General features: G+C 71.9%; 16 protein-coding genes and 1 tRNA gene. 12 read left to right on the top strand and 5 right to left on the bottom strand.

Annotated elements, in window-relative coordinates; genetic code table 11:
• The first annotated feature begins 111 nt into the window (after positions 1–111).
• Positions 112–1,404, top strand: coding sequence for a pentapeptide repeat-containing protein (locus tag OG472_RS03045; protein WP_405940845.1), 1,293 nt, complete (start codon positions 112–114; stop codon positions 1,402–1,404).
• Here OG472_RS03045 and OG472_RS03050 read toward each other — a convergent pair.
• Complete coding sequence (locus tag OG472_RS03050) at positions 1,301–2,023, bottom strand: cupin domain-containing protein (protein ID WP_401614420.1); 723 nt, start codon at positions 2,021–2,023, stop codon at positions 1,301–1,303. The genes OG472_RS03045 and OG472_RS03050 overlap by 104 nt on opposite strands.
• Before the next feature lie 89 nt (positions 2,024–2,112).
• On the opposite strand from OG472_RS03050, the gene OG472_RS03055 reads away from it, so the two are divergent.
• Complete coding sequence (locus OG472_RS03055; protein ID WP_405940846.1) at positions 2,113–3,237, top strand: alcohol dehydrogenase catalytic domain-containing protein; 1,125 nt, start codon at positions 2,113–2,115, stop codon at positions 3,235–3,237.
• Between the two features lie 105 nt (positions 3,238–3,342).
• On the opposite strand, the gene OG472_RS03060 is transcribed toward OG472_RS03055, so the two are convergent.
• Positions 3,343–3,948 carry a hypothetical protein gene (locus OG472_RS03060; protein WP_405827549.1) on the bottom strand — a complete coding sequence of 202 codons (606 nt, stop codon included), beginning with the start codon at positions 3,946–3,948 and terminating at the stop codon, positions 3,343–3,345.
• Positions 3,949–5,163: 1,215 nt separating this feature from the next.
• Between OG472_RS03060 and OG472_RS03065 the strand changes: the two genes are divergently transcribed.
• The 5 genes from OG472_RS03065 to OG472_RS03085 all read left to right on the top strand — a co-directional run bounded on the left by OG472_RS03065 (position 5,164) and on the right by OG472_RS03085 (position 10,773).
• On the top strand, positions 5,164–5,721 hold the full coding sequence (locus tag OG472_RS03065) for an NUDIX domain-containing protein (protein ID WP_405940847.1): 558 nt from the start codon (positions 5,164–5,166) through the stop codon (positions 5,719–5,721).
• A gap of 543 nt (positions 5,722–6,264) precedes the next feature.
• Positions 6,265–6,936 carry a hypothetical protein gene (locus tag OG472_RS03070; RefSeq protein WP_405827552.1) on the top strand — a complete coding sequence of 224 codons (672 nt, stop codon included), beginning with the start codon at positions 6,265–6,267 and terminating at the stop codon, positions 6,934–6,936.
• Positions 6,937–7,375: 439 nt separating this feature from the next.
• Complete coding sequence (locus OG472_RS03075) at positions 7,376–8,812, top strand: amidohydrolase family protein (protein ID WP_405940848.1); 1,437 nt, start codon at positions 7,376–7,378, stop codon at positions 8,810–8,812.
• Positions 8,813–8,928: 116 nt separating this feature from the next.
• Positions 8,929–9,004, top strand: a tRNA-Cys gene (locus OG472_RS03080).
• A complete protein-coding gene (locus tag OG472_RS03085) occupies positions 9,004–10,773 on the top strand; it encodes a hypothetical protein (RefSeq protein WP_405940849.1) in 1,770 nt (589 codons plus the stop codon). The genes OG472_RS03080 and OG472_RS03085 overlap by 1 nt, the downstream gene beginning before the upstream one ends.
• 58 nt (positions 10,774–10,831) lie before the next feature.
• Here the strand turns inward: OG472_RS03085 and OG472_RS03090 are convergent, their stop codons facing one another.
• A complete protein-coding gene (locus tag OG472_RS03090; protein WP_405943134.1) occupies positions 10,832–11,203 on the bottom strand; it encodes a MerR family transcriptional regulator in 372 nt (123 codons plus the stop codon).
• Between the two features lie 26 nt (positions 11,204–11,229).
• On the bottom strand, positions 11,230–11,997 hold the full coding sequence (locus OG472_RS03095; protein ID WP_401614406.1) for an SDR family NAD(P)-dependent oxidoreductase: 768 nt from the start codon (positions 11,995–11,997) through the stop codon (positions 11,230–11,232).
• A 117-nt stretch (positions 11,998–12,114) separates the two neighbouring features.
• On the opposite strand from OG472_RS03095, the gene OG472_RS03100 reads away from it, so the two are divergent.
• From OG472_RS03100 to OG472_RS03110, 3 genes are all read left to right on the top strand, one after another.
• Positions 12,115–15,387 carry a DEAD/DEAH box helicase gene (locus tag OG472_RS03100; RefSeq protein ID WP_405940850.1) on the top strand — a complete coding sequence of 1,091 codons (3,273 nt, stop codon included), beginning with the start codon at positions 12,115–12,117 and terminating at the stop codon, positions 15,385–15,387.
• A 185-nt stretch (positions 15,388–15,572) separates the two neighbouring features.
• Positions 15,573–16,601 carry a S66 peptidase family protein gene (locus tag OG472_RS03105; protein WP_405943135.1) on the top strand — a complete coding sequence of 343 codons (1,029 nt, stop codon included), beginning with the start codon at positions 15,573–15,575 and terminating at the stop codon, positions 16,599–16,601.
• Between the two features lie 296 nt (positions 16,602–16,897).
• Positions 16,898–17,422, top strand: a complete 525-nt coding sequence (locus tag OG472_RS03110; protein WP_405940851.1) for a hypothetical protein — start codon at positions 16,898–16,900, stop codon at positions 17,420–17,422.
• A gap of 76 nt (positions 17,423–17,498) precedes the next feature.
• Here OG472_RS03110 and OG472_RS03115 read toward each other — a convergent pair whose 3' ends face one another.
• Positions 17,499–18,347 carry an alpha/beta fold hydrolase gene (locus OG472_RS03115; protein ID WP_405940852.1) on the bottom strand — a complete coding sequence of 283 codons (849 nt, stop codon included), beginning with the start codon at positions 18,345–18,347 and terminating at the stop codon, positions 17,499–17,501.
• A gap of 112 nt (positions 18,348–18,459) precedes the next feature.
• Here OG472_RS03115 and OG472_RS03120 point away from each other — a divergent pair, with 112 nt between their 5' ends.
• Positions 18,460–18,942 (top strand): MarR family winged helix-turn-helix transcriptional regulator, encoded by a 483-nt coding sequence (locus tag OG472_RS03120; protein WP_405827565.1) that lies wholly within the window; start codon positions 18,460–18,462, stop codon positions 18,940–18,942.
• Between the two features lie 75 nt (positions 18,943–19,017).
• Complete coding sequence (locus OG472_RS03125; RefSeq protein ID WP_405827567.1) at positions 19,018–19,569, top strand: hypothetical protein; 552 nt, start codon at positions 19,018–19,020, stop codon at positions 19,567–19,569.
• The last annotated feature ends 57 nt before the right edge of the window (positions 19,570–19,626 follow it).

The following is a 19,626-nucleotide window of genomic DNA, read 5'->3' on the forward strand; positions in this document are numbered from 1 at the left end:
TGCCGCGGCCATGCTCATGGCCCACGCGCCCGCTGGCCTGCCTGACACCGGCCAGTACACCCTTGGCCAAGCCATCTCAACGCTGGCCGGCCCCGCCACCTCCCTTCTGGCATGGCCTTCCGAGCGGGCGGCTTCCAGTCGGGTGTTCTTCGGTGTGGCTTCCCAGCCGCCGTGGCGGTGGGGTGTGGCATAGGTCAGGTGACCGGGACACACAACAACGGACGGCTCCGCCGGATTGCGGATCGACGTGTCGTCAGGCAGCAGCTGAGGAGGCGCCGGTTCGGGACGCGTGCTGATGCGGGAAGCAACCGCCAGGAGAGGCTCTCCCTACTGATCCTCAGTCTGCCAGGGCTGGCAGCCTTTGCGGCGCTGCTCTTCACCTGGATACAGGTCAATCAGACCAGTAGAGAACTACAGATCAGCGAGCAGGGACAGGTCACCAGCCGGTTCAACACCGCTGTCGTCAACCTCGCATCAGACTCGATTGACTTGCGACTGGCTGCCATCTATGCGCTGGAACGCATCATGCACGACTCCCCCCGCGACCAGCCCACAATTGTCTCCCTTCTGTCTGCCTACGCACGTCGTCGTGCTCCCGCGCCGACGAGCACCACGTCTGCGACGGGGCCACCATCTGCCGACATCGAAGCGGTGATGAATGCCTTGGCCGGACGTCTACCCGTCCACGACAAGGGAGTGACGATCAACTTGAGTCAAACCATCCTGAGCGGATGGTCTCGCCCGTCCTCCCGGCCGCCCGTGACTGGCGTCAACCTGGACAGTGCGAACCTCGCAGGAACCGACTTCAGCGGGGCCGTCCTCACAGATGCACAGCTTCGCAAAGCCTTCCTCTCGGGTGCGAACCTCTACCATACGGATCTGCTTGGAGCCGACCTGAGTAAGGCAACTCTCACCGGGGCGGACCTCCGTGAGGCAGTGCTTTTTGAAGCGAACCTCACAGACGCATGGTTCTGCGGCGGCGACCGTAGGCGTGGCCCCGACCCAGGCCCTTGTCCTGACATGACCGGCGCCAAACTGCACAACGCGAATCTGACCCGTGCCGTGCTCGTCGGCGCAAACCTCGCCAAGCATAAGTTCTGTGCAGGCCCCTACTGGGAAGAAACTGAGACCGGAATGCACCGGCGCCCCGGGGGGTGCGCTCGCCTGACTGATGCGGACCTCTCCCGCGCAAACCTCTCGGGGGCGGGCCTTGCCGGGGTAGATCTGAGCAATGCCGACCTGACCGGTGCTGATCTCTCGAAGGCCAACCTCAGCAAGGCCAACCTCAGCGGCGCGGTCCTCACCGGAGCGAAGCTGGACGGCGCCAGACTGGATGGCGCCCGTGGCCTGCCGCCGTCTTTGCTCCGCGAGCGTGGCCGTCAGGACAACTCGCCGCCAGGCTAGTGCTGTGACCAGGACGGATTGTTTGTCTAGCTTGGGAAATCAGGCTGCGGCTGGTAGTGGTCTGCCGCCCCAGCTTCGGATGCGTCGCTGGGCGGCCAGGGTGGCGGGCGTTCTGGTTGCGCCAGTGCAGGTAGGCGTGCAAGGCCCTGGCCTGGACGGTGTGGTTCTCGGGATGGCGGTGCGGGTGTGCCGGCAGGCGGATGAGATCCGGGAGGGTCAGCAGCAGCGGGTGGCTGCGAGACGGGTCGAGCTGGTAGGCCCCGCAGAGCACCACGGTGACCGGGCCGCCGTCTCCGCTCCGGTCGACACTGTCCGAGGCGTAGGCGTTGTACGGCTCGTGGTCGTCGGGGCCGCAGGCGGCCGCTGTCATCAGGCGTTCGGGGCTGTTGGCCAGGGTGTGCCCGGTGCCGTGGGGCAGGAACACCACGTCGCCCTCTATCAGCTGGACAGGCTCCGTGTGCGGGGGCAGGAGCCAGCAGGAACCTTGCAGGACCACCTGGAAGCCCGCCGAGCCCGGTACGGAGGAGAACTCCTGTCCCCACGGGGCATGCCAGCGCACATGCACCGACCGGGGCCGGCCACTCCGCGTCACCGCGACCACGTCGCTGAGCACATCCATGCGCCGTGAATACGGGCACGAGACGAACACGCATGAACTGGGCAGTCTGACGCATGGATCGTCTCCGTGTGCAGTCCTAGATTCGAGGCATGACGATGATGCAGGCAGCACGTATCCACGAGTACGGCGATACCTCCGTGATCCGCTACGAAGCCGTTCCCCGTCCACGACCCTCCTTCGGCGAAGTACTCATCCATGTCGCCGGGACTTCCTTCAATCCCACCGAAGCTGATCTCCGCGCCGGGCTGCTGCAGGCGTTCTTCGCCGTGGACCTGCCCTACGTGCCCGGCTGGGACGTCGCTGGCACCGTGGCCGAGATCGGCGCGGGGGCCGAGGGCTTCGCCGTTGGCGACCGGGTCATCGGGCGGCTCGACAGCGGGGGCGTAACTGCCGAGTACGTCCGTGCGCCTGCCGCCGTACTGGTCGCGGCGCCGACCTCCATCCCTCTCGCGACGGCGGGGGCCCTTCCCGTGGCTGGCCTGACGGCCTGGCAGGCGGTCTTCGAGCACGGGAAGGTAGCCGCCGGTCAGCAGGTGCTGGTCAACGGTGCAGGTGGCGGCGTTGGAGGCTTCGTGGTGCAGCTTGCCAAGCACGCGGGGGCCGAGGTGATTGCCACGGCCAGTCCTCGGAGCACCGCGGCGGTCCTGTGGCAGGGGGCGGACCAAGTGATCGACTACACCGCCAAGCCGGTAGGTGTCGCCCTCGACGGTCCGATGGACACTCTGCTCAATCTGGTCCCGCTGAGCCCGCCGGATGTCACGGCTCTGGCCCCTCTGGTGCGGCCGGGCGGGAGGATCATCTCGATCGCAACACCGATCGAGCCGGCTGCCGAATCCGGGGTGAGCGCGATGCACATGGTTGCCCGCAATGACGTCGGGCATCTTGCATCGACATCAGCGAGTCACGTCCACTGGCCGACGTCGCGGGCGTCCACCACCTCAGCGAATCCGGACGGACCCGAGGCAAGGTCGTCCTCATCCCTTGAGCCCGGACGGCGATCTCGAGTCCCGCGCCAGCCGGTCACTGGGCACGTTCGCGTGTACCTGGCTGAGCACTTTGACGAGCACGCCGACACAGGGCCGCCGGGGCCGTCAGGACCGCATACGCAGCCGAGCGGTCCACCGATCAGACGGCTGAGAGCGATTGCGCAGCACCCCGTCTGCCGCGGGCTGTACGCCGATCACGCCGACTATCGCGAAGAGTGGCGCCCCTGATCGGCATCGGCGAGGCCCACCGCGCAAGTCACCTCGCGAGGCGCCGACCGCTCCGCCCGCCGGGGCGACCCGCCGCAAGCCCGACCTCAATCGCGGACCGTGTCGTCAGTACGGGCCGCCACGGAAGAGCCGGCTGCCGTGGTGGCGCGGGCGGTCGCCGCGTTCGTGGGCTGCGTCGGAGCGGTCGGCGGGAGCCGAGAGTTGGGCGAGGGCCCGGAGAGTCGCCAAGCCGGCCAGCACCTCGGAACGCCGCTCCGCGGACTTCATCCAGACCGGCAGACGGGCGAACATCGCCCTCGTCGGTGAGGCGTGCCGCTCACGGAGCTGTGCGCCCACGTAGGCGGCGAGGGCGTCGACGTGCTCCTCGTCGTACGCCCACAGAATGCGCCCCGCGCAGCGGGTCTGAAGCCACAGTGGCCGCCGGAAGAAGGGGTCCTCGGTGCCTCCCGGCACCGCTCCGACCAGACCGCCGCCGCGCTCCTCTGCCGCCCAGTCGGCGACCGCGCCACACCCCGCGCACGCAAGGCGGCGGGGCCGGAAGAGCAGGTCGCTGAAGTACTTCGGCGCCACGAGATCTGGCCGAGGCACGACGAGAGCGCGGCCGCCACACCTCGGGCAGACCACGAGCATCCGGCTGGTGAACTGGACGAGCCATGTGCCGTGGTCGTGATGGCGGACGGGTGTGGGGTGTGGCGCGGGCTCGGAGCTCATGGGATCCACGATGCCAGGCTCGCAGAGAACGGTCGAACTCATTGCGCCGCGCCTGGGCGGCGGTCGACCGGAGGTTCCAGGTCGGTCTCCACGATCCGCAGGCCGCCCGCGTCCATCCCGCGAAGGGATGCAGACCGACGGGTTGCTGGTGCCCCATGTGCTGTGCGGTGGCGTCCCCGTGCACGTAGGCGGGCAGGTTCGCATCCCGGACGCGACCTCCCGTAGGCGCGTCCGGTTCCGGGCCTGACAGCGTGCCGTTGCCCAGTGGGCTACGTCATCAGCCGGCGACGCGCCGCCCAGTCGCTCCGAGGCCCCAACGAGGCAGACCTCGATCTGCTCCCACACCCCACCGTCGATCCGGAAGCCGCTGCCATCTGGTGCGTCTGGACCGGGGTCCTCCGCCACCGGGGTCCTCCCCCACCGTGGGCATCGCCCTCTGCAGAGGGCTGAGCACGTCCGCGCCGGGCTCAGACCCTGTCCAGGGTCAAGGGGATCCCCCGTCTTCGGTGAGCCGAAAGTGCCGGCTCCCCTTGCCCGGCGGCCACCGCGGACTTCCGCCAAGAGCCGGCCGCCGAGCGGAACGCCATGTACCGAAGGACCCGGTCCCACGAATCGAACGCGAGAGTGGCCGCGGTCTGTGGTGGTGGCGGATGCAGAACGTGTCGAGATCCATGGTGGTAATCCGCGGCTGGGAGTCGACCGCGGGTTCGGTCGCCCATGTGACGCCAAACAACTCGCTCTGCGGCGCCCAGCCGGCGTGATCGAATGCCCAAGTCCCGTCCGTGGCGTAGACGTGGCCGGGGTCCTTCGCTTCCTGTGGCCGGAGACTGACGGTTTGGAACCGGCCGCCTCCGGATGGTGTCCATGAACGCATACGTGAGGATGCGGCACGCTCCGGCGGCGAAGTACGACATATCTCCTCGGTTCCACGGGAGCATCTGGCCGTTGCGCTCCGCGGTCGTGCGCATGAAGCGGGCGCTGGGTCGATACACGCTGTCAGCGTACGGAACCGGCGCGAGCGCAGTGGTGCCCGGTGACATGGCGGAAGGGCCGGACGGCTCGTAGGAGTTTCGGGATGCAGCGCGCGGCGAACCGACCTCCCGAGTACGAAAAGCCGGCGCCTCAGCCCTGAGATCGTACGCGGCACGTCATCCCCACCGGGGAACAGGCGCCAAGATCCACGGCGTTGGCCTCACCGCCGCGATACTGGCAACCATGACAAGCACCCCTGCCACGCCCACCCCAACCGTCGCGCCCGCCCCCTTCTCACGGATCAAGATCCGGACCGCGGCATTGGTGTTCTGCGGTCATGACGTCGCACTCATCCGGCGCGACCGCGCCGATTCCACCCACTACACCCCGCCCGGCGGCAACGTCGAAGACGGCGAAGACCTTCGTGAAGCCCTCCGCCGCGAACTCGCCGAAGAGCTCGACCTGGACATCGACCAAGCCGAGGGCGGAGAACTCCTGTGGGTCGTCGACCAGCGCGTCACCCGGCCCGGACCCACCCCGCCACCGCGCAAGCTCCACCTGATCCACCGCTTCCACATCACCCCCGAGCTCCGCGATGCTCTGGCCGAGCAGGAACTGGACGAACTGCCCGACGGCAGTCACGAGGTCGGCGTGATCGAGTGGGTCGACTACCGCAAGGCGGCCGGGCTGCCGATCTTCCCGCCCATCGGCCCCGCCCTCGCCGCCCTCACCGACCCCCACGCAACGATCACCGACGCCGCCCTGGACGCCGTCACCGACGAGACTTACACCTGGGTGTGAGCCCGGACCCGCCCAAGCCAAACCGGCAGCGCCCCCGCCGAACTCGGCATCCGCTGCGCGTAACGCAACGCCCAGCCGGTCGTTGAACCGGGCGGTCAAGCGAAGTGCACAGCGAGGCCCCGGGATCCGCGTCCCGGGGCCTCGCATCGTCGGCACTCCAGCACTTCTTCACGCGGCACTCCTGCACACCTAGTCCGGCCGGACCGCCCTCGAGCCGGTGGGCCCCGGCGCCCACCGGCCCGCTCGCGCGGGTCGGTCCGCCCAGACCGCGGCCTCGCGCAAACCCGCTGATACGGTGACGGTGTCCGGTTGATCTCGAACCTGACCCACAGACAGGGACGCACTCCGCAAGGGTGGTCCGCCGGTTCGCCCAGCACGGCCCGGCCCGCCCCATCCACCAGGTGGCCGCCCGGAACCGGCCGGCCGGCCGGGAACCGTCGCGGTGCCCCCTCCGGTCTGCACGGCCGCCCCCTGGGCCGCCCGACACGGCGCGCCCATGCCCGGTGCGGCCGCCCGTTACCACCACTGCCGAAGGAACAGCGCATGACCGACCAGACGCCCACCGCCACCCCGGACGCCGCCGCAGACCCGCTGCGCAACGTCTACCTGCGGCTGGCCGCCGCCGAGTCCATACCGGCCGAGGCGGCCCACCAGTTCGGCTACCTGCGGCCCGTTGCCACCGACCTGCTGGAGGGCATCGCGTACGACACCCCCGACAGCGTCCGCCTCCTGGACGACCAGGACATCGCCCGCGTGGACCGCGACGTGCTGTACGCGGCCGCGCGCCGCAACCTGCTCGCCGAACCGGTGGGGTACGACACGATCGAGCGCCCCGGCGGCGCCGTCCTCCACATCATCGGCGGCGACTCCGTCTACGCCGCCAGCAAGGCGCTCGTCTTCGAGGAGGCGGTCCGCGCCGCGGGCGGCCCCGAACTCCCCGCCGAGGGAGTGCTGCTGACCGTCCCGAACCGGCACAACCTCGTCTTCTACCCGCTCGCCGACCGCCACGTGGGCGAGGCCGTCAACGACCTCGCCCAGTTCGGCCTCGGCGCCTACGAGGACGGCCCCGGACGTCTCTCGCCGCGGGTCTTCTGGTGGCGGGCGGGCAGCCTGACCACGATCACCGTCTTCGACGACGAGACCAAGACGATGAGCATCGCTCCGCCGCCCGAGCTCATGGACACGATGCGCCGCCTCGCCGGCTCCGGGGCCTGACCTTCCGGGGGCCGCACACGTACCCCCGGGACGGCGGCCCGCCCCAGTGGCCCCGCGTGCCTCTTCGCTGGGTTGGCCGGTCGTCCGGTAGGGGTGCGTTGTGAGTGATCGCTGATCCACTGCGGGACCGGATCGAGCCGCCGCCGTCGCCGTCGGCCGGTCCGATCCGGTCCGGTCCGGTCCGGTCCGGTCCGGTCCGGTCCGCGGGCCTACCGCTGCGGCGCCCCTGCCGGGACCTGCGGTGGGGGTGCTTCCGTTTTCCGGAGCGCCAACGGCGAAATGGCCGGGACATGACTCAAACGGAAAATGTTTTCCGCTGACGCCTATCGAAAGGCCGCCCGCTGGGCATGCTGCGGATAATCTCCCGCCCCTGCTCGACGCTCGCCACGGCGTCGCCCGGGCGGGCCTTCCGTTCTGAGTCCTCGGGAGGTAACACGCCATGCAGTCAGCCCCCACCCCGCCCTCGGCTCCCAGCCGACGCGCTCTCCTCACCGGCCTCGGTCTGGCCGCCGCCGCCCCGCTCGCCCTCGGCGTCACCGCCCGCCCCGCACCCCTCAGCCAGCCCGGCCAGCCCGGCCAGCCGGTCCAGGTCGGCCGGACGGTCCTGCTCCGCGGGGCCTCCCTCGTGCTCACCATGGACCCCTCCTTAGGCAGCGGCCCCCTCGGTGCCGTCGAGAACGCCGACGTCCTGATGCAGAACGGCGCCATCGCCGCCGTGGGCCCGGCCCTCCAGGCGCCGCGCGGTGCCTGGGTGGTGGACGCCTCGGGCAAGCTGGCCATGCCGGGGTTCGTCGACACCCACACCCACCTCTGGCAGGCGGTGATCCGCGGCGGGTGTACCGACCGCGACCTGTTCGGCTGGTTCCAGGGGTGTACCGACCCCCAGCGCGGCCGGCTCACGCCTGCGGCCCTGCACAGCTTCGTGCGGCTCGCCGCCCTCGACGCCGTCCAGTCGGGTGTGACCACGCTGGTGGACTGGGTGGACATCTTCGCGTACGACCTCATCGAGAGCTACGTACGGGCCCTGGCGGGCACCGGGGTGCGGTTCGCCTACGCGATGTTCCCGCCCAAGCCCGACGCGGTGCTGGTCACGAAGGTGAAGAAGGAGCTCGTCGACCCGGTGCCGCTCGGTTCCTTCCAGGTCGCCACGCATGCGGCCCGCGCCGTCCAGGACCTCAACCGCGCGCACTGGGAAGCCGCGCAGGACATGGGGGTCATGCTCAACTCCCACGTCCTGGAACGCCCCGAGCAGCGCGCCGACGACCCCATCGGGGTCCTCACCGACATCGGCGCGCTGGGTCCGCGGCTCCTGATCAACCACGCGATCCACCTGACCGACGCCGAGATCGCCGCCGTCGCCGAACACGACGTACGGGCGGCCCACTGCCCGCTGAGCAACATGCGGTTGGCCTCGGGCATCATGCGACTGTCCGAGTTCAGACGGCGGGGCGTCAAGGTCGGGCTGGGGCTGGACGGCGGGACCAACGACAGCTCGGACTTCCACGCGCTGATGAAGACGGCCATCGGCCTGCAGCGCGCCCGTGCCACGGACGCCGGGGTCTACCCGCAGGTGCACGACGTCCTGCGGATGGCCACCCTGGGCGGCGCCGAGGCCCTCGGCATCGCCGACCGGGTGGGCTCCCTGACCCCCGGCAAGCGGGCCGACCTCGTCGTCATCGACCCGGCCGCCCTGAACTTCGCACCGCGCTTCGACTGGGTCGGCCAGATCGTCTTCAACGGGCGCCCCGAGAACGTCGACGCCGTGTTCGTCGACGGCCGGGCACTGAAGCTCGGCGGCCGGCTGGTCGATGTCGACACGGACCGCGTCGTACGCGAGGCCGAGGCGGCCGCGACCCGCCTCCGCGCGACCGCATAGGCCGCTCTGCAGGCGGCATCCACACTGTCGTGGCCGGGCCTGAACCGCATGCCCTCTCCCCACCGACCCGGGGCCCTTGTGCGGGCGCTGTTCGGGCGTCTACGTTTCCCCTACAGCGGCGTGTAGCTCAGCAGCCAGAGCACCGACCTGCACAGTCGGAGGGCGCAGGGGCGGGACCTGCCACGCCGGCCATGAACGAGAACGATCAGCACCTGAATCCCCTCGCGGGCATGTCCCCGGGCGAGGCCTTCGCTCACTGTCTCACCGACGAAGGCCTCGCGTGGCTGCGGTCCTTGCTGGACAGCGGGCGGTACGCGTTGCGCGCCCCCGAGGAGGCCGCGCTGCTCACCGTGGCCTGGCTGCTGCGCGACGGGGACACCCGGGCGGCGTGGGAACTCGTCGAGGAACTGCGGCCCTCCGCCGGCGAAGTCAGGTTCGCACCACACCCCTGCGACCTGCCTTCCCCGGACGCAGGCGCCGTGCACCGCCGTACCGTCGGCGAGGCCGCCGCCCTGCTGTCCCGCCGCAAGGCCAACCCGGACGTCGAGGCCCAGCGCGAGGCGCTCGCCGTCTGGCGGCCCTTCGAGGACGAGCTGCTTGTCCACCGGCTGCGCGCGGACGCACACAGCGCGCCGTGGCGGGCCGACGGCGCCGCCCTGCTGACGCGGTACCGGTCGCTCGCGGCCGCCCACACCCGCTGCACCAGGCACCTCGATCCCCGGTCGAACGCGTCGGTCCTGCGCCGGGCGCTGGAGGAGGACGTGGCGGGGCGCGAACTGCCGCCCCGGGAGGCAGGGCTGGTGCGGCGGGCCGTCACGGCGGCGGCCGCCAAGCGCGGGCGGAACCGGCAGCCGGACCGGCCCACGCACCACGAGCTGACCGCGCTGGTGCTGCGCCGGCTTTCCGCGTTCCCCGCGGACCGGGGCGTCCCGGACGTCGGACCGCTGATCGCTCCGGTGACCGTCGGGGAGGCCGGGGAGAGCGGACTGCCCGCAGGGACGGCGATCCCGGCGCCGGTGGTTGCGGTGGTCGCCGGCACCCACGACGCGCAACTGGGCGTGCTGCTGTCTCGGGGGACGATCCCTTCCGCCGAGGTCCTCGCGGAGGTGGCACCGCAGTTGCTCATCACGCATACCGCACAGGGCTACGCGGACGGGTCCCTGCGCACCCTGATGGCAGCCATGCACCGGGCCCGGCGGGGGAACCTGTACTGGTGGGACGCGGAACAGCACGCGCGGCTCACGGCGTCGCCCTGGGTCCGCGCCCTCGGCCACCGCAACCCGGATCCGAAGACGACGGCCGGGGCGGCCCTGCGGACGCTGGGCGAACTCACGCTCCGGTACTTCCCGGGGGCGGGACTGCCCAACCTGCTCGTCCTGATGCTGTCCAGGCTCGCTCCGTCGGCGGAACTGCCCGTGCCGTTCCTCGCCGAGCCCTTCGCCGACTCCTACAGCGGGGCGGTCTCCAAGGACCTGCCCATGGCCGCGCGGACCGCCGCCGAGCTGCTGCACGGCACGGTGTACGAGCGCTACTACGGCATCGACTACGCAGAGGTTCGGGACCTGGCGATCGCCCAGGACCCGGACGGAATCGCGAAGTTGTGCGCCGTGCGCGCCGGGCGCGTCGGCCGGCCGCTTGCCTCCGACCCCGCGGTCATCGAACAGGCGAAGATCCTCACCACCTTCAACCTCGCGCTCCTGGTCCGGTACGGGGGCGTCGCCCCGCAGGCCGGCTGGGGAAGCCTCGCCCGGGGCGCCTTCACCGCCGCGACCCGTCCGGGGGCCACCGCCAAGCGCTCCGCATGTGCCTGGCGGCAGCTGTTGTTCTTCCTCTCGCTCTGCCACGCGGAGGAGCAGGCCGCCGTGCTGGCCTGGATCGACGCGCAGGCCGGCCGGCTCCCGGCGCGCAGCGCCGCCCGGGTCGCGCTGCCCCTCGCCGGGCTCCGGTTCGCCGCGGCCTGAGCGGGCGGGGACACGGGGGTGAGGCGTCGCGGTACGGGTGTTCCGGGTGGGGCACCGGTCAGGGCGCCGGGCGGGTTCGATCGTCGGTCTTGTCCCGGAGTGCGGTGCGCAGTCGGTCGCGGGTCTGCATCTGGGCGGCGATCCGTTCGTCGAGGACCGCCAGCCGTTCCCGTGCGACCCGCAGACCCTTGTCGGACGGTGGTGCGGCGGCCACATCGCCGTCCAGGCACGGCAGGAACACGCGTACGTCGTCCAGGGTGAGCCCGACGGCCAGCAAGGAGCGGATGTTGCGGACCCGCACCACCGCCGTCTCGTCGTAGACGCGGTATCCGTTGGAGGCCCGCTCGGAGGAGATCAGCCCGGCCTGCTCGTAGTGCCGCAGCGCACGGGCGGTCGTGCCCGTCGCCCTGGCCAGCTCACCGATCCGCACCCGTCCCACCTCCGGGACCACTCCTATCACGCGACTACTGCCCCTCCGTCGACCGGGAGTACCACGCCGGTGACGAACGACGCGGCCGGTGAGGCAAGCCGGGTGATCGCCCAGGCGACCTCCTCGGGGCGGCCGATCCGGGCCAGCGGCGTGTGCGCCAGCTGCCACTCCCGCACTGCGGCCATCCGCTCCGGCGTCAGGCCCTGGTGCTCTCCGATCGGGGTGTCGATGGCGCCGGGGGCCACCGCCACCACCCGGATGCCGCGGGGTGCCAACTCGACGGCCCAGCTGCGGGTGAGGAGTTCCAGGGCGCTCTTGGTCGCGGCGTAGACCGAGCTTCCGGGCCAGGCCCGCTGCCCGACGGACGTACTGACGTTGACGATCACCCCGCCCGACGTCTCGAGGGGCGGCAGCGCGGCCTGGGCCAGCAGGACGGGGGCGACGAGGTTGGTGGCGAGCTGATCCTCGATCACCTCCGGCGTCAGGGTGCCGAGGGCGCCACCGCGCACAATGCCGGCGTTGTTGACGAGCACGTCCAGTCGGCCGTGTTTCTTCAGCACCTCCTGGATGATCCGGTCGGGCTCCCCCTCGACGGTGATGTCCGCTGCCAGCGGCGTCACCCGGTCGTACCCGGCGGCAGTCTCCTCCAGCGGTTCGGCCCGCCGCCCGATAGCGGCCACGCGGGCGCCCTCGGCGGCGAAGGCGCGGGCGGTGGCCCGGCCGATTCCGGTACCCGCTCCGGTGACGAGGACGACCCTGCCGCTCTGCGATGCGATGCTGTTCATGCCGCTCATCGTGCAACCCTGCCGCCAACGGCAGGGTCAACAGCCGGACATCGCAACGGCCTGACCTACCCGCCCCGGCACCCTAAGGTGCCTCGTAGCGGTGATCATCGAGGACGGGGAGTGGGCGTGGGTGCAGCGGGGGGCGAGCGCCGGCGGCGGAGCGGGATCGTCGGGTACTGGCGGGCGGTCGAGCTGTTCAGCCCGCAGAAGGTACCGGCCTTGTCCGTCCGGGAGCGCGTGTACGCGGCGGAGCCGGACGGTCCCATGCCCTGGGAGGCCGGGCACCCGGTGCGGTCCGTCCCGCTGGAGGCCGGGTACGGATGGCAGCACGTCGTCTACGGCGGGGCCTTCGCCCTCAGCGCCGTACGCGACACCCTGCTCCGCGTCTTCGGTGGGAGCGGTGAGGACCACGACGGCCGGATGGACGGCGAGAGCGCGCTGTTCGCCCTGACCGTCACCGACGAGGGCCGGCTGCTGCTCGACTCCCCCGTCTTCTCCTCGTGCGCCTGGGCCACGGGCCGCGCGGTGACGCCCGGCCCCGGCAGCCGTGGCTGGCTCGACGGGTTCGAGGAAGAGGCCGGCGCGTGGGGCGGCCGGGCCGCCGCGCTCGGCGGGCTCGCCGCCACGCCGTCGTCCCCTGGGGAGCATCCAGGGGAAGAGGAGGAGGAATCCCCCGTCGGCCAGGGCGTGGTCACGGCCGGGCGTCTCCTGGAGTTCATGGACGAGCTGGCCGAGGCCTGGGGCGTCTCCGTCGCGCTCGGCCCCGCCGGGCTGCGTGTCCGCAGCATCCCCGTACGGCTGGATCACGCGGGCGACGCCGACCGGCAGGACTTCCTCAACAGCTTCATCGCCGCCGATCTCGACCGGGTGGCCGACGCACTCGCCCGGAGCGATCCCGGCCCGGGGCTCGCCTCCTATCTCACTCCCGACGCCGCGTTCGACAAGACGTGCCGCGTCGACCTGCGCCTGAACCCCGCGGCCGCGCTCGCCGGCGTGGCCCCCACCCGTACCCCCGCGGGGCGATGGCCGGCGGAGGCCGAGCACCCGCTCGCGCTGAGCCAGCAGTTCGCCGTCAACGCCGTCCACACCGAACTCGCCCCCACTGCCGGGATCTTCGCCGTCAACGGCCCGCCCGGCACCGGCAAGACGACCATGCTGCGCGACTGCTTCGCCGCGACGGTCGTCGAGCGGGCCCGCCGGCTGGCCGCCCTGCGCCTGCCGTCCGAAGCCTTTGCCAAGCAGGCCCCGTACGTGTGGAAGAGCGGCGACTACACCCGGACGGTCACTCCGCTGCGGCCGGAGTTCACGGGCTTCGAGATGGTCGTCGCCTCCGCCAACAACGGCGCGGTGGAGAACATCTCCACCGAGATCCCCGCCCGTGAGGCGCTCGGCGAGCAGTGGCGGGAGGGGGCCGACTACTTCGCCGAGCAGGCCACTCGTCTTCTCAAGGGCGAGCCGGCGTGGGGCGCCGTGGCGGCGCGCCTGGGGAGCAAGAGGAACCGTCTGGAGTTCGTCAACCGGTTCTGGCACGGCAAGTACCGCCGGAGCGACGTAGGCGCCCCTCCCCCGCCGCCCGTGCCGTCGCAGGCCGACGGCGGGCGCCGCCGACCGCGCAACGCGTGGATCGACAGCGGCAGCGGGCTGTCCCACCTGCTGCGGCAGTGGCGCGACACCCCGCAGACGGGTGTGTGGCGCGAGGCGAAGCTGCGGTTCGAGACGGCCCTGGCCGAGGTCGAGCGGCTGCGCGACGAGCGGGCCGGCGCCGCCGCGGCGTACGCGGATCAGACAGGGGCGTACGAGGCCCTGCTGCGGGCCCAGTTGGCCGCGGTGCAGCACACGGCGCAGCTGGCCCGCGTGCGGGAGGCGCTCCCGCCCGCCGAGGCTGCGCTCGCCCGGGCGCAGCAGGAGCTGGCGGAGGCCGAGCGTACGCATCAGGCGCATCTGGCCCGCCGGCCCGGCTTCACGGTGAGCCTGTTCACGCTGGGGCGGGCCGCGCGCGACTGGCACGCGGACGAGGCCGGTGCCGCCGGACTGGCTGCCGCCGCGCGAGGGGCGCGGGGTGCGGCGCAGGCGCACGCGGACGGCGTACGGGCAACCGTGGGCGCGGTGGCGGCGGGCCTGCGCGCCCTGGAGGAGGCACAGGAGTCGGCGCGTGCCCGTGTCGAGCGCACGGAGGTGGCGCTGGCGGCGGCGCGGGGCCGCTGGGAAGGGTTCGTGCCCGAGGATTCCTGGCTCACCCAGGACGCGGCGCGCGAGCTGGCGGCGCCCTGGTCCGATCCGGAGATCACGAGGGCCCGGACGGAGGTGTTCCTCGCGGCCCTCGGCCTCCACGAGGCCTTCCTGCGGTGCACGGCCCGCACGATGTACGCCAACCTCATGGCCGGTATGGACGCCGTCACGGGGGCCGTGCCCGAGACCGTGCCCGAGGCGCACTTACGGGCGGCATGGCAGAGCGTGTTCGTGGTGGTCCCGGTCGTGTCGACGACGTTCGCCTCGCTGGACCGGGTCTTCGGGCGGCTGGGGCCGGAGGCGCTGGGCTGGCTGTTCGTCGACGAAGCCGGGCAGGCGACTCCGCAGATGGCGGTCGGCGGCCTGTGGCGGGCGCGGCGCACGGTCGTGGTCGGCGATCCGCTGCAGCTGGAGCCGGTCGTGGTGCTCCCGTGGACGGCGCAGCGTGCCCTGCGCGACGACTTCGGCGCCGCGGAGGAGTGGGCGCCGGGGCGCACGTCGGTGCAGCAGCTCGCCGACCGGTCCAACCGCTACGGAACGCTGCTGCCCGCCGAACTCCCGGACGGCGGCCACGAGGTGTGGGTCGGCTCGCCGCTGCGGGTGCACCGGCGGTGCGACGACCCGATGTTCTCCATCAGCAACGCGGTCGCCTACGACGGCCTGATGGTCCAGGGGACGGCGGAACGTGAGCCGTACGTCCACCGGCCGGCGAGCAGCTGGGTGAACGTGACGGGGGCGGAGGCGGACGGGCACTGGATCCCGGAGGAGGGGCGGGCCCTGCAGCGCGTGCTGGAGCGGCTGCGCGACGAGGGGGGTGTGGACCTGGGCCGGGACGTGTTCGTGATCAGCCCGTTCCGGCAGGTCGTGGCCGGTGCGAGGCGGGTGTGCCGGGACCTGATGCCGACCGAGCGGGTCGGTACGGTGCACACGACCCAGGGCAAGGAGGCGGACGTCGTCATCCTGGTCCTGGGCACGGACCCGGGCCGGGCGGGCGCCCGTGCCTGGGCGGCGTCCCGGCCGAACCTCCTCAACGTCGCGGTCAGCCGCGCCAAGCGGCGCCTCTTCGTGATCGGGAACCTCGACGCGTGGCGCGACCAGCGCTTCTTCACCACCCTGGCGGAGGCCCTCCCGGCACACACCTGGCATCCGCCCGCAGGCCGGCGGCTCTAGGGGGCGGCGTGCGCAGGGGCGGTGTCCGCTGCTCCCGCAAGGTCGCCGACGTGGTGGGCGCGTACGGCGCGCTCGACGCAGCGGGCAAGGACTGCGTCGACGTCCGGCTCGTGGAGGCAACTGGTCGTTCGGGGTGTGCCAAAACCGGTTGGGGCACGGCCGGCACGTCGGACAGAATTCGACGCATGTCAGTTCGATATCCACGCCCTCTGCGCCGCGGTGACACCGTCGGCATCACTTCCCCTTCGAGCGGAGTCGCCAAGGAGCTGCGCGAGCGTCTCCACGTGGCGATTCGCGATGTCGAGACCCGGGGATACAAGGTAGAAGTCGGCCGTTGCATGGACGGCAGCGGTCACGTCAGCGCTCCTGCGGCCGACCGGGCCGAGGAACTGATGGCCATGCTGACGGATCCCCGCATCAGGGCCGTGGTGCCGCCCTGGGGCGGGGAGACCGCCATCGACCTGCTGCCCCTGCTCGACTGGGACCGGCTGCGTGACGCCGAGCCGACCTGGCTGGTCGGGTTCTCCGACATGTCGACCGTCATCACGCCGCTCACCCTTCTCACCGGATCGGCGACCATCCACGGCAACAACCTCATGGACACGCCCTACCGCGTGCCCGAGGGGCTGTTGTCGTGGCTCGACATCGCCGCCGCCCCGCAGGGCCACCGGTTCACGCAGACCCCGCCCGACCGCCACCGCACCGCGGGCTGGGACGACTACTGCGCCCAGCCCGGGGTACGCGAACTCACGCTCGACACGCCCGGCAGGTGGACCAGGCTCGACGGCGACGCGGACGTGGAGGTCGAAGGGCGTCTGATCGGGGGCTGCATCGAGACGCTCTGCAACCTCACGGGAACGCCGTACCTGGACACTTCAGCCTTCGCGCGAGCCGACTCCCCGGAGGGTCTCCTCGTCTATGTCGAAGCGGCCGGCGACGACGCCTTCACCATTTGCAGGAACCTGCACGGGATGCGGCTGGCCGGGTTCTTCGACGCGGCGAACGCGATCCTCGTCGGTCGGACCTCGGCACCTGACAACGGGTCGCTCACACAGCACCAAGCCGTTCTCGATGCACTCGGCTCCTTGAACGTCCCGATCATCGCCGATGTCGAGTGCGGGCACGTGCCGCCGTACCTGCCCATCGTCAACGGGGCCCACGGCCGCCTCGTCCACACCTCAAGCCGCAGCGAACTGACCCAGACACTGGCCTGACGCCGCCACCGGGCTGGAGCCCCCGAACACCGCCCTGTGGCACCAAGGGCGCCAAGCGTCGGGCTGAATCGCATCGGTTTGCGCCCGCCGTACCGGCCTTGGCTTCCCACGCCATGTCGCTGACCTGCATCTTCACAACTTGCCCCATGTCCGGCGCCATCGCTGGCACACGTGGTGCCATGTATGGCTCGCCTTGGCGCCACACGTGTGCCATGATGGCGTCGTGGACGGCACTCCCCTCGGCCTCGCACGGCGAGGGGAGTGCCATGGAGTGAGCCGTCGGAGGGGTCGGGATCATGGAGACAGCGCAGAGCCAGGAGCAGGCGACCACCGGCCCGTTCACCGCCTTCGCCCGCTTCGTGCTCTGCGGGGGCGGGGTGGGGGTCGCCTCCAGCTTCGCCGTGGCGGGCCTCGGCTCCTGGGTTCCGTGGGCCCTGGCCAACGCCCTCGTCACCGTGGGCTCCACGCTCCTCTCCACCGAGCTGCACGCCCGCTTCACCTTCGGTGCGGGCGGGCGGGTCACCTGGCGCCAGCACGCACAGTCGGCCGGGTCCGCGGCGGCCGCGTACGCGGTCACCTGCATGGCGATGCTCGTCCTGCAGCAACTGACGGCGGCGCCCGGCGCGGTGCTCGAGCAGGTCGTATACCTGTCCGCCTCCGCACTCGCCGGTGTCGCGCGGTTCGCGGTGCTGCGCCTGGTCGTCTTCGCCCGGAACCGCTCGCAGGCCGCGGCCACCTTCCACGGCGCCCGCCCCGTGCACGCGACCGTGGCCCGCACTGCGGCCCCGGCCGGCTCCGCGGCGCTCTGCCAGGCCGCCTGACCGTTCCGCCGGGTGGTGATGGCGGCCGTTCGCGGGCCGGCGGACGCCGCGTCCTTCGTGCGTCCGCCCGCCCGGGTCACCCGCCGAGCACGTCCTTCAGCACCTGCGCCGTCGCGCGGGGGAACGCGGCGTTGCCGTTGTGCCCGCCCGGGAACTGGACTGCCTCCGTGTTCAGTTGCGCGGCGAGGGCCAGTGCGCAGCGGTACGTGTGCACCGTCCGCCGGGTGGTCCGTCCCGTCGCCGGGACGATGCGCGTCCCGGCCCGTCCCGCGGCCCGTACCAGCCGCTCCGGGCGGAGTTCGTCCGTGGTGACGGCCGTGAACTCCGTCCCGATGAAGTACTCGAAGTTGGCCTTGCGGCGGGGTGTCAGCGGCTGGGGGGTGAGGCCTTCCTCGGTCGTGTCGTGAGCCGGGTCGATGCCCAGGTGCCGGGCGATCGCCGGGAACGCCTCCGCCAGGCCACCGGAGGTGAACGCAGCCTGGATGGCGGACAGTTCCGCCACGTGCTCCGCACGGCCCGCCTCGGGCAGCAGGTTCGGCATCACGGGCTCGTGCGCGATCAGGGTGCCCAGCACGCCCGGGTGGCGGACCACGGTGTGGAGGCCGATGGCGGCACCCATGCTGAACCCGGCCATCAGTGCCGGCCCGTCGGCGACCTCGGCGAGCAGCCGTGCGACGTCGTCCGCGTGGTCGGCCATGGTGACGGGGCGGGCGGGGTCGTCGAGCGTGCTGCGCGAGAGGCCCCGGCGGTCGTAGGTGACGACCGTGAAGGTGTCGGCCAGGCGCGGGACGAGGTCCACCGTGCGGTCCGCGTCGCCCTCGCCGCTCTGGGAGAGGAGGAGGACGGGGCCGCGCCCCTCGGTCTGGTAGTGGAGGGTGGCTCCCGGGACGGAGAGCGTGTGCAGGGTGGTGGCGGTCGTGGGCATGGCGGATCCCCCTGTGACGGTGTGGTCGGCCTCGGTGGCTGACAACACGAGCATAATCCATCGAAAGAGATGCATCAATGTCGATGCATCTCTTTCGATGTACTCTCTGCTCATGAACGGAGTCGAGCTGTTCCTCCTCGGTCGCACCCTCATGAAGATCGGCGAGCAGGCGATGCCCCGGGTGGAGTCCGGTTCACCGGGGTCGACCCGCTCGGTGCTGGTCGTCCTCGGCGACCTCGTCTCCCACCCCGGAACGACGGTCGGTGAAATCGCCGCACGGACGGGCCTGCCACAGAGTCAGGTGTCCACCGCGGTCGCCCGGTTGGAGGAAGCCGGCTCGGTCGACACCGAGCCCGATCCGGCGGACCGGCGCCGCCGGCTCATCCGCCCCACCGCGCAGCCGTCCGACCGGGTCGCCGAGGTCCGCGCCGCGACCATCGAGGACGCCCTTGCCGCGGCCCTCGCCGACCCGGACGGCACCGCCCCGGATCCGGGCGTCGTTCGCGAGGTCTCCCAGGCCCTGGACGTCCTGGCCCGGCGGTTGACCCCGTCGGTCGCGGCCCGCGCCCGCGACCTCGATGCCCCTTCGGACTGACGCCGCGCACATGAGATGACGACCTACCCTGTACCGCGGCGGGTGTGCGGAGGAGGGGGCACGTCAGTGTGCACGGTGGATCACGATGCGGCGGCAGCGGCCGCGATCGCTGCACTGACGGCGGCGCACCCACACCTGACGCAGGGACCTTCGTCGCACCCCGCGCTGGCAGGGTGCGAGGAGGTCGGGCGGACGGCGATTCCCGGCTGCCCCGAGGGGGTTCCGGTCGTGCTGCGCGGCCTGGTCGACCCCCGCGCGGCCGAGGAGGCATCACGGGCGCTGAGCTGGCTGGTGATGTCGGGGCCGCTGCGCATCAGCACCGTCATGCCGGCGGTCGTGCCCTTCCTCCTGCGCCTGGCGGCCGACCCCTCGGTACCCCGCCGGGGCGAGTTGTTCGACCTCGTCCTGATGGCCGCCGCCCTCTCCGAGCCGGCCGACCCCGGCAGCGCGTGGGATCTGGCGATCAGCGGCCCCGAGGAAGACCACCCCGAACGGGCCCTGTGCCGGGCATCGTTCGCAGCGGACGCGGCGTGGGTGCGGCGGCTGCTGGCCGACGAGGGACTGCCGGTGGGCAGTCCGCTGTCCGACGACGAGCGCGCGAGCCTGCTCGGGGCCGCCGGGCTGTGACGACAGCGGCCGAGGCGCGTCGTGCCGCCGGCGGTCCGGGCGGGACCCGGGTAATCC

It is taken from the genome of Streptomyces sp. NBC_00207 (assembly GCF_045160965.1).
Lineage (GTDB): Bacteria > Actinomycetota > Actinomycetes > Streptomycetales > Streptomycetaceae > Streptomyces.

Coding starts and splice junctions, on each gene's coding strand:
- OG472_RS03045 (WP_405940845.1), top strand. CDS start 112: ATGGCCTTCCGAGCGGGCGGCTTCCAGTCGGGTGTTCTTCGGTGTGGC.
- OG472_RS03050 (WP_401614420.1), bottom strand. CDS start 2,023: ATGGATGTGCTCAGCGACGTGGTCGCGGTGACGCGGAGTGGCCGGCCC.
- OG472_RS03055 (WP_405940846.1), top strand. CDS start 2,113: ATGACGATGATGCAGGCAGCACGTATCCACGAGTACGGCGATACCTCC.
- OG472_RS03060 (WP_405827549.1), bottom strand. CDS start 3,948: ATGAGCTCCGAGCCCGCGCCACACCCCACACCCGTCCGCCATCACGAC.
- OG472_RS03065 (WP_405940847.1), top strand. CDS start 5,164: ATGACAAGCACCCCTGCCACGCCCACCCCAACCGTCGCGCCCGCCCCC.
- OG472_RS03070 (WP_405827552.1), top strand. CDS start 6,265: ATGACCGACCAGACGCCCACCGCCACCCCGGACGCCGCCGCAGACCCG.
- OG472_RS03075 (WP_405940848.1), top strand. CDS start 7,376: ATGCAGTCAGCCCCCACCCCGCCCTCGGCTCCCAGCCGACGCGCTCTC.
- OG472_RS03085 (WP_405940849.1), top strand. CDS start 9,004: ATGAACGAGAACGATCAGCACCTGAATCCCCTCGCGGGCATGTCCCCG.
- OG472_RS03095 (WP_401614406.1), bottom strand. CDS start 11,997: ATGAGCGGCATGAACAGCATCGCATCGCAGAGCGGCAGGGTCGTCCTC.
- OG472_RS03105 (WP_405943135.1), top strand. CDS start 15,573: ATGTCAGTTCGATATCCACGCCCTCTGCGCCGCGGTGACACCGTCGGC.
- OG472_RS03110 (WP_405940851.1), top strand. CDS start 16,898: ATGGAGACAGCGCAGAGCCAGGAGCAGGCGACCACCGGCCCGTTCACC.
- OG472_RS03115 (WP_405940852.1), bottom strand. CDS start 18,347: ATGCCCACGACCGCCACCACCCTGCACACGCTCTCCGTCCCGGGAGCC.
- OG472_RS03120 (WP_405827565.1), top strand. CDS start 18,460: ATGAACGGAGTCGAGCTGTTCCTCCTCGGTCGCACCCTCATGAAGATC.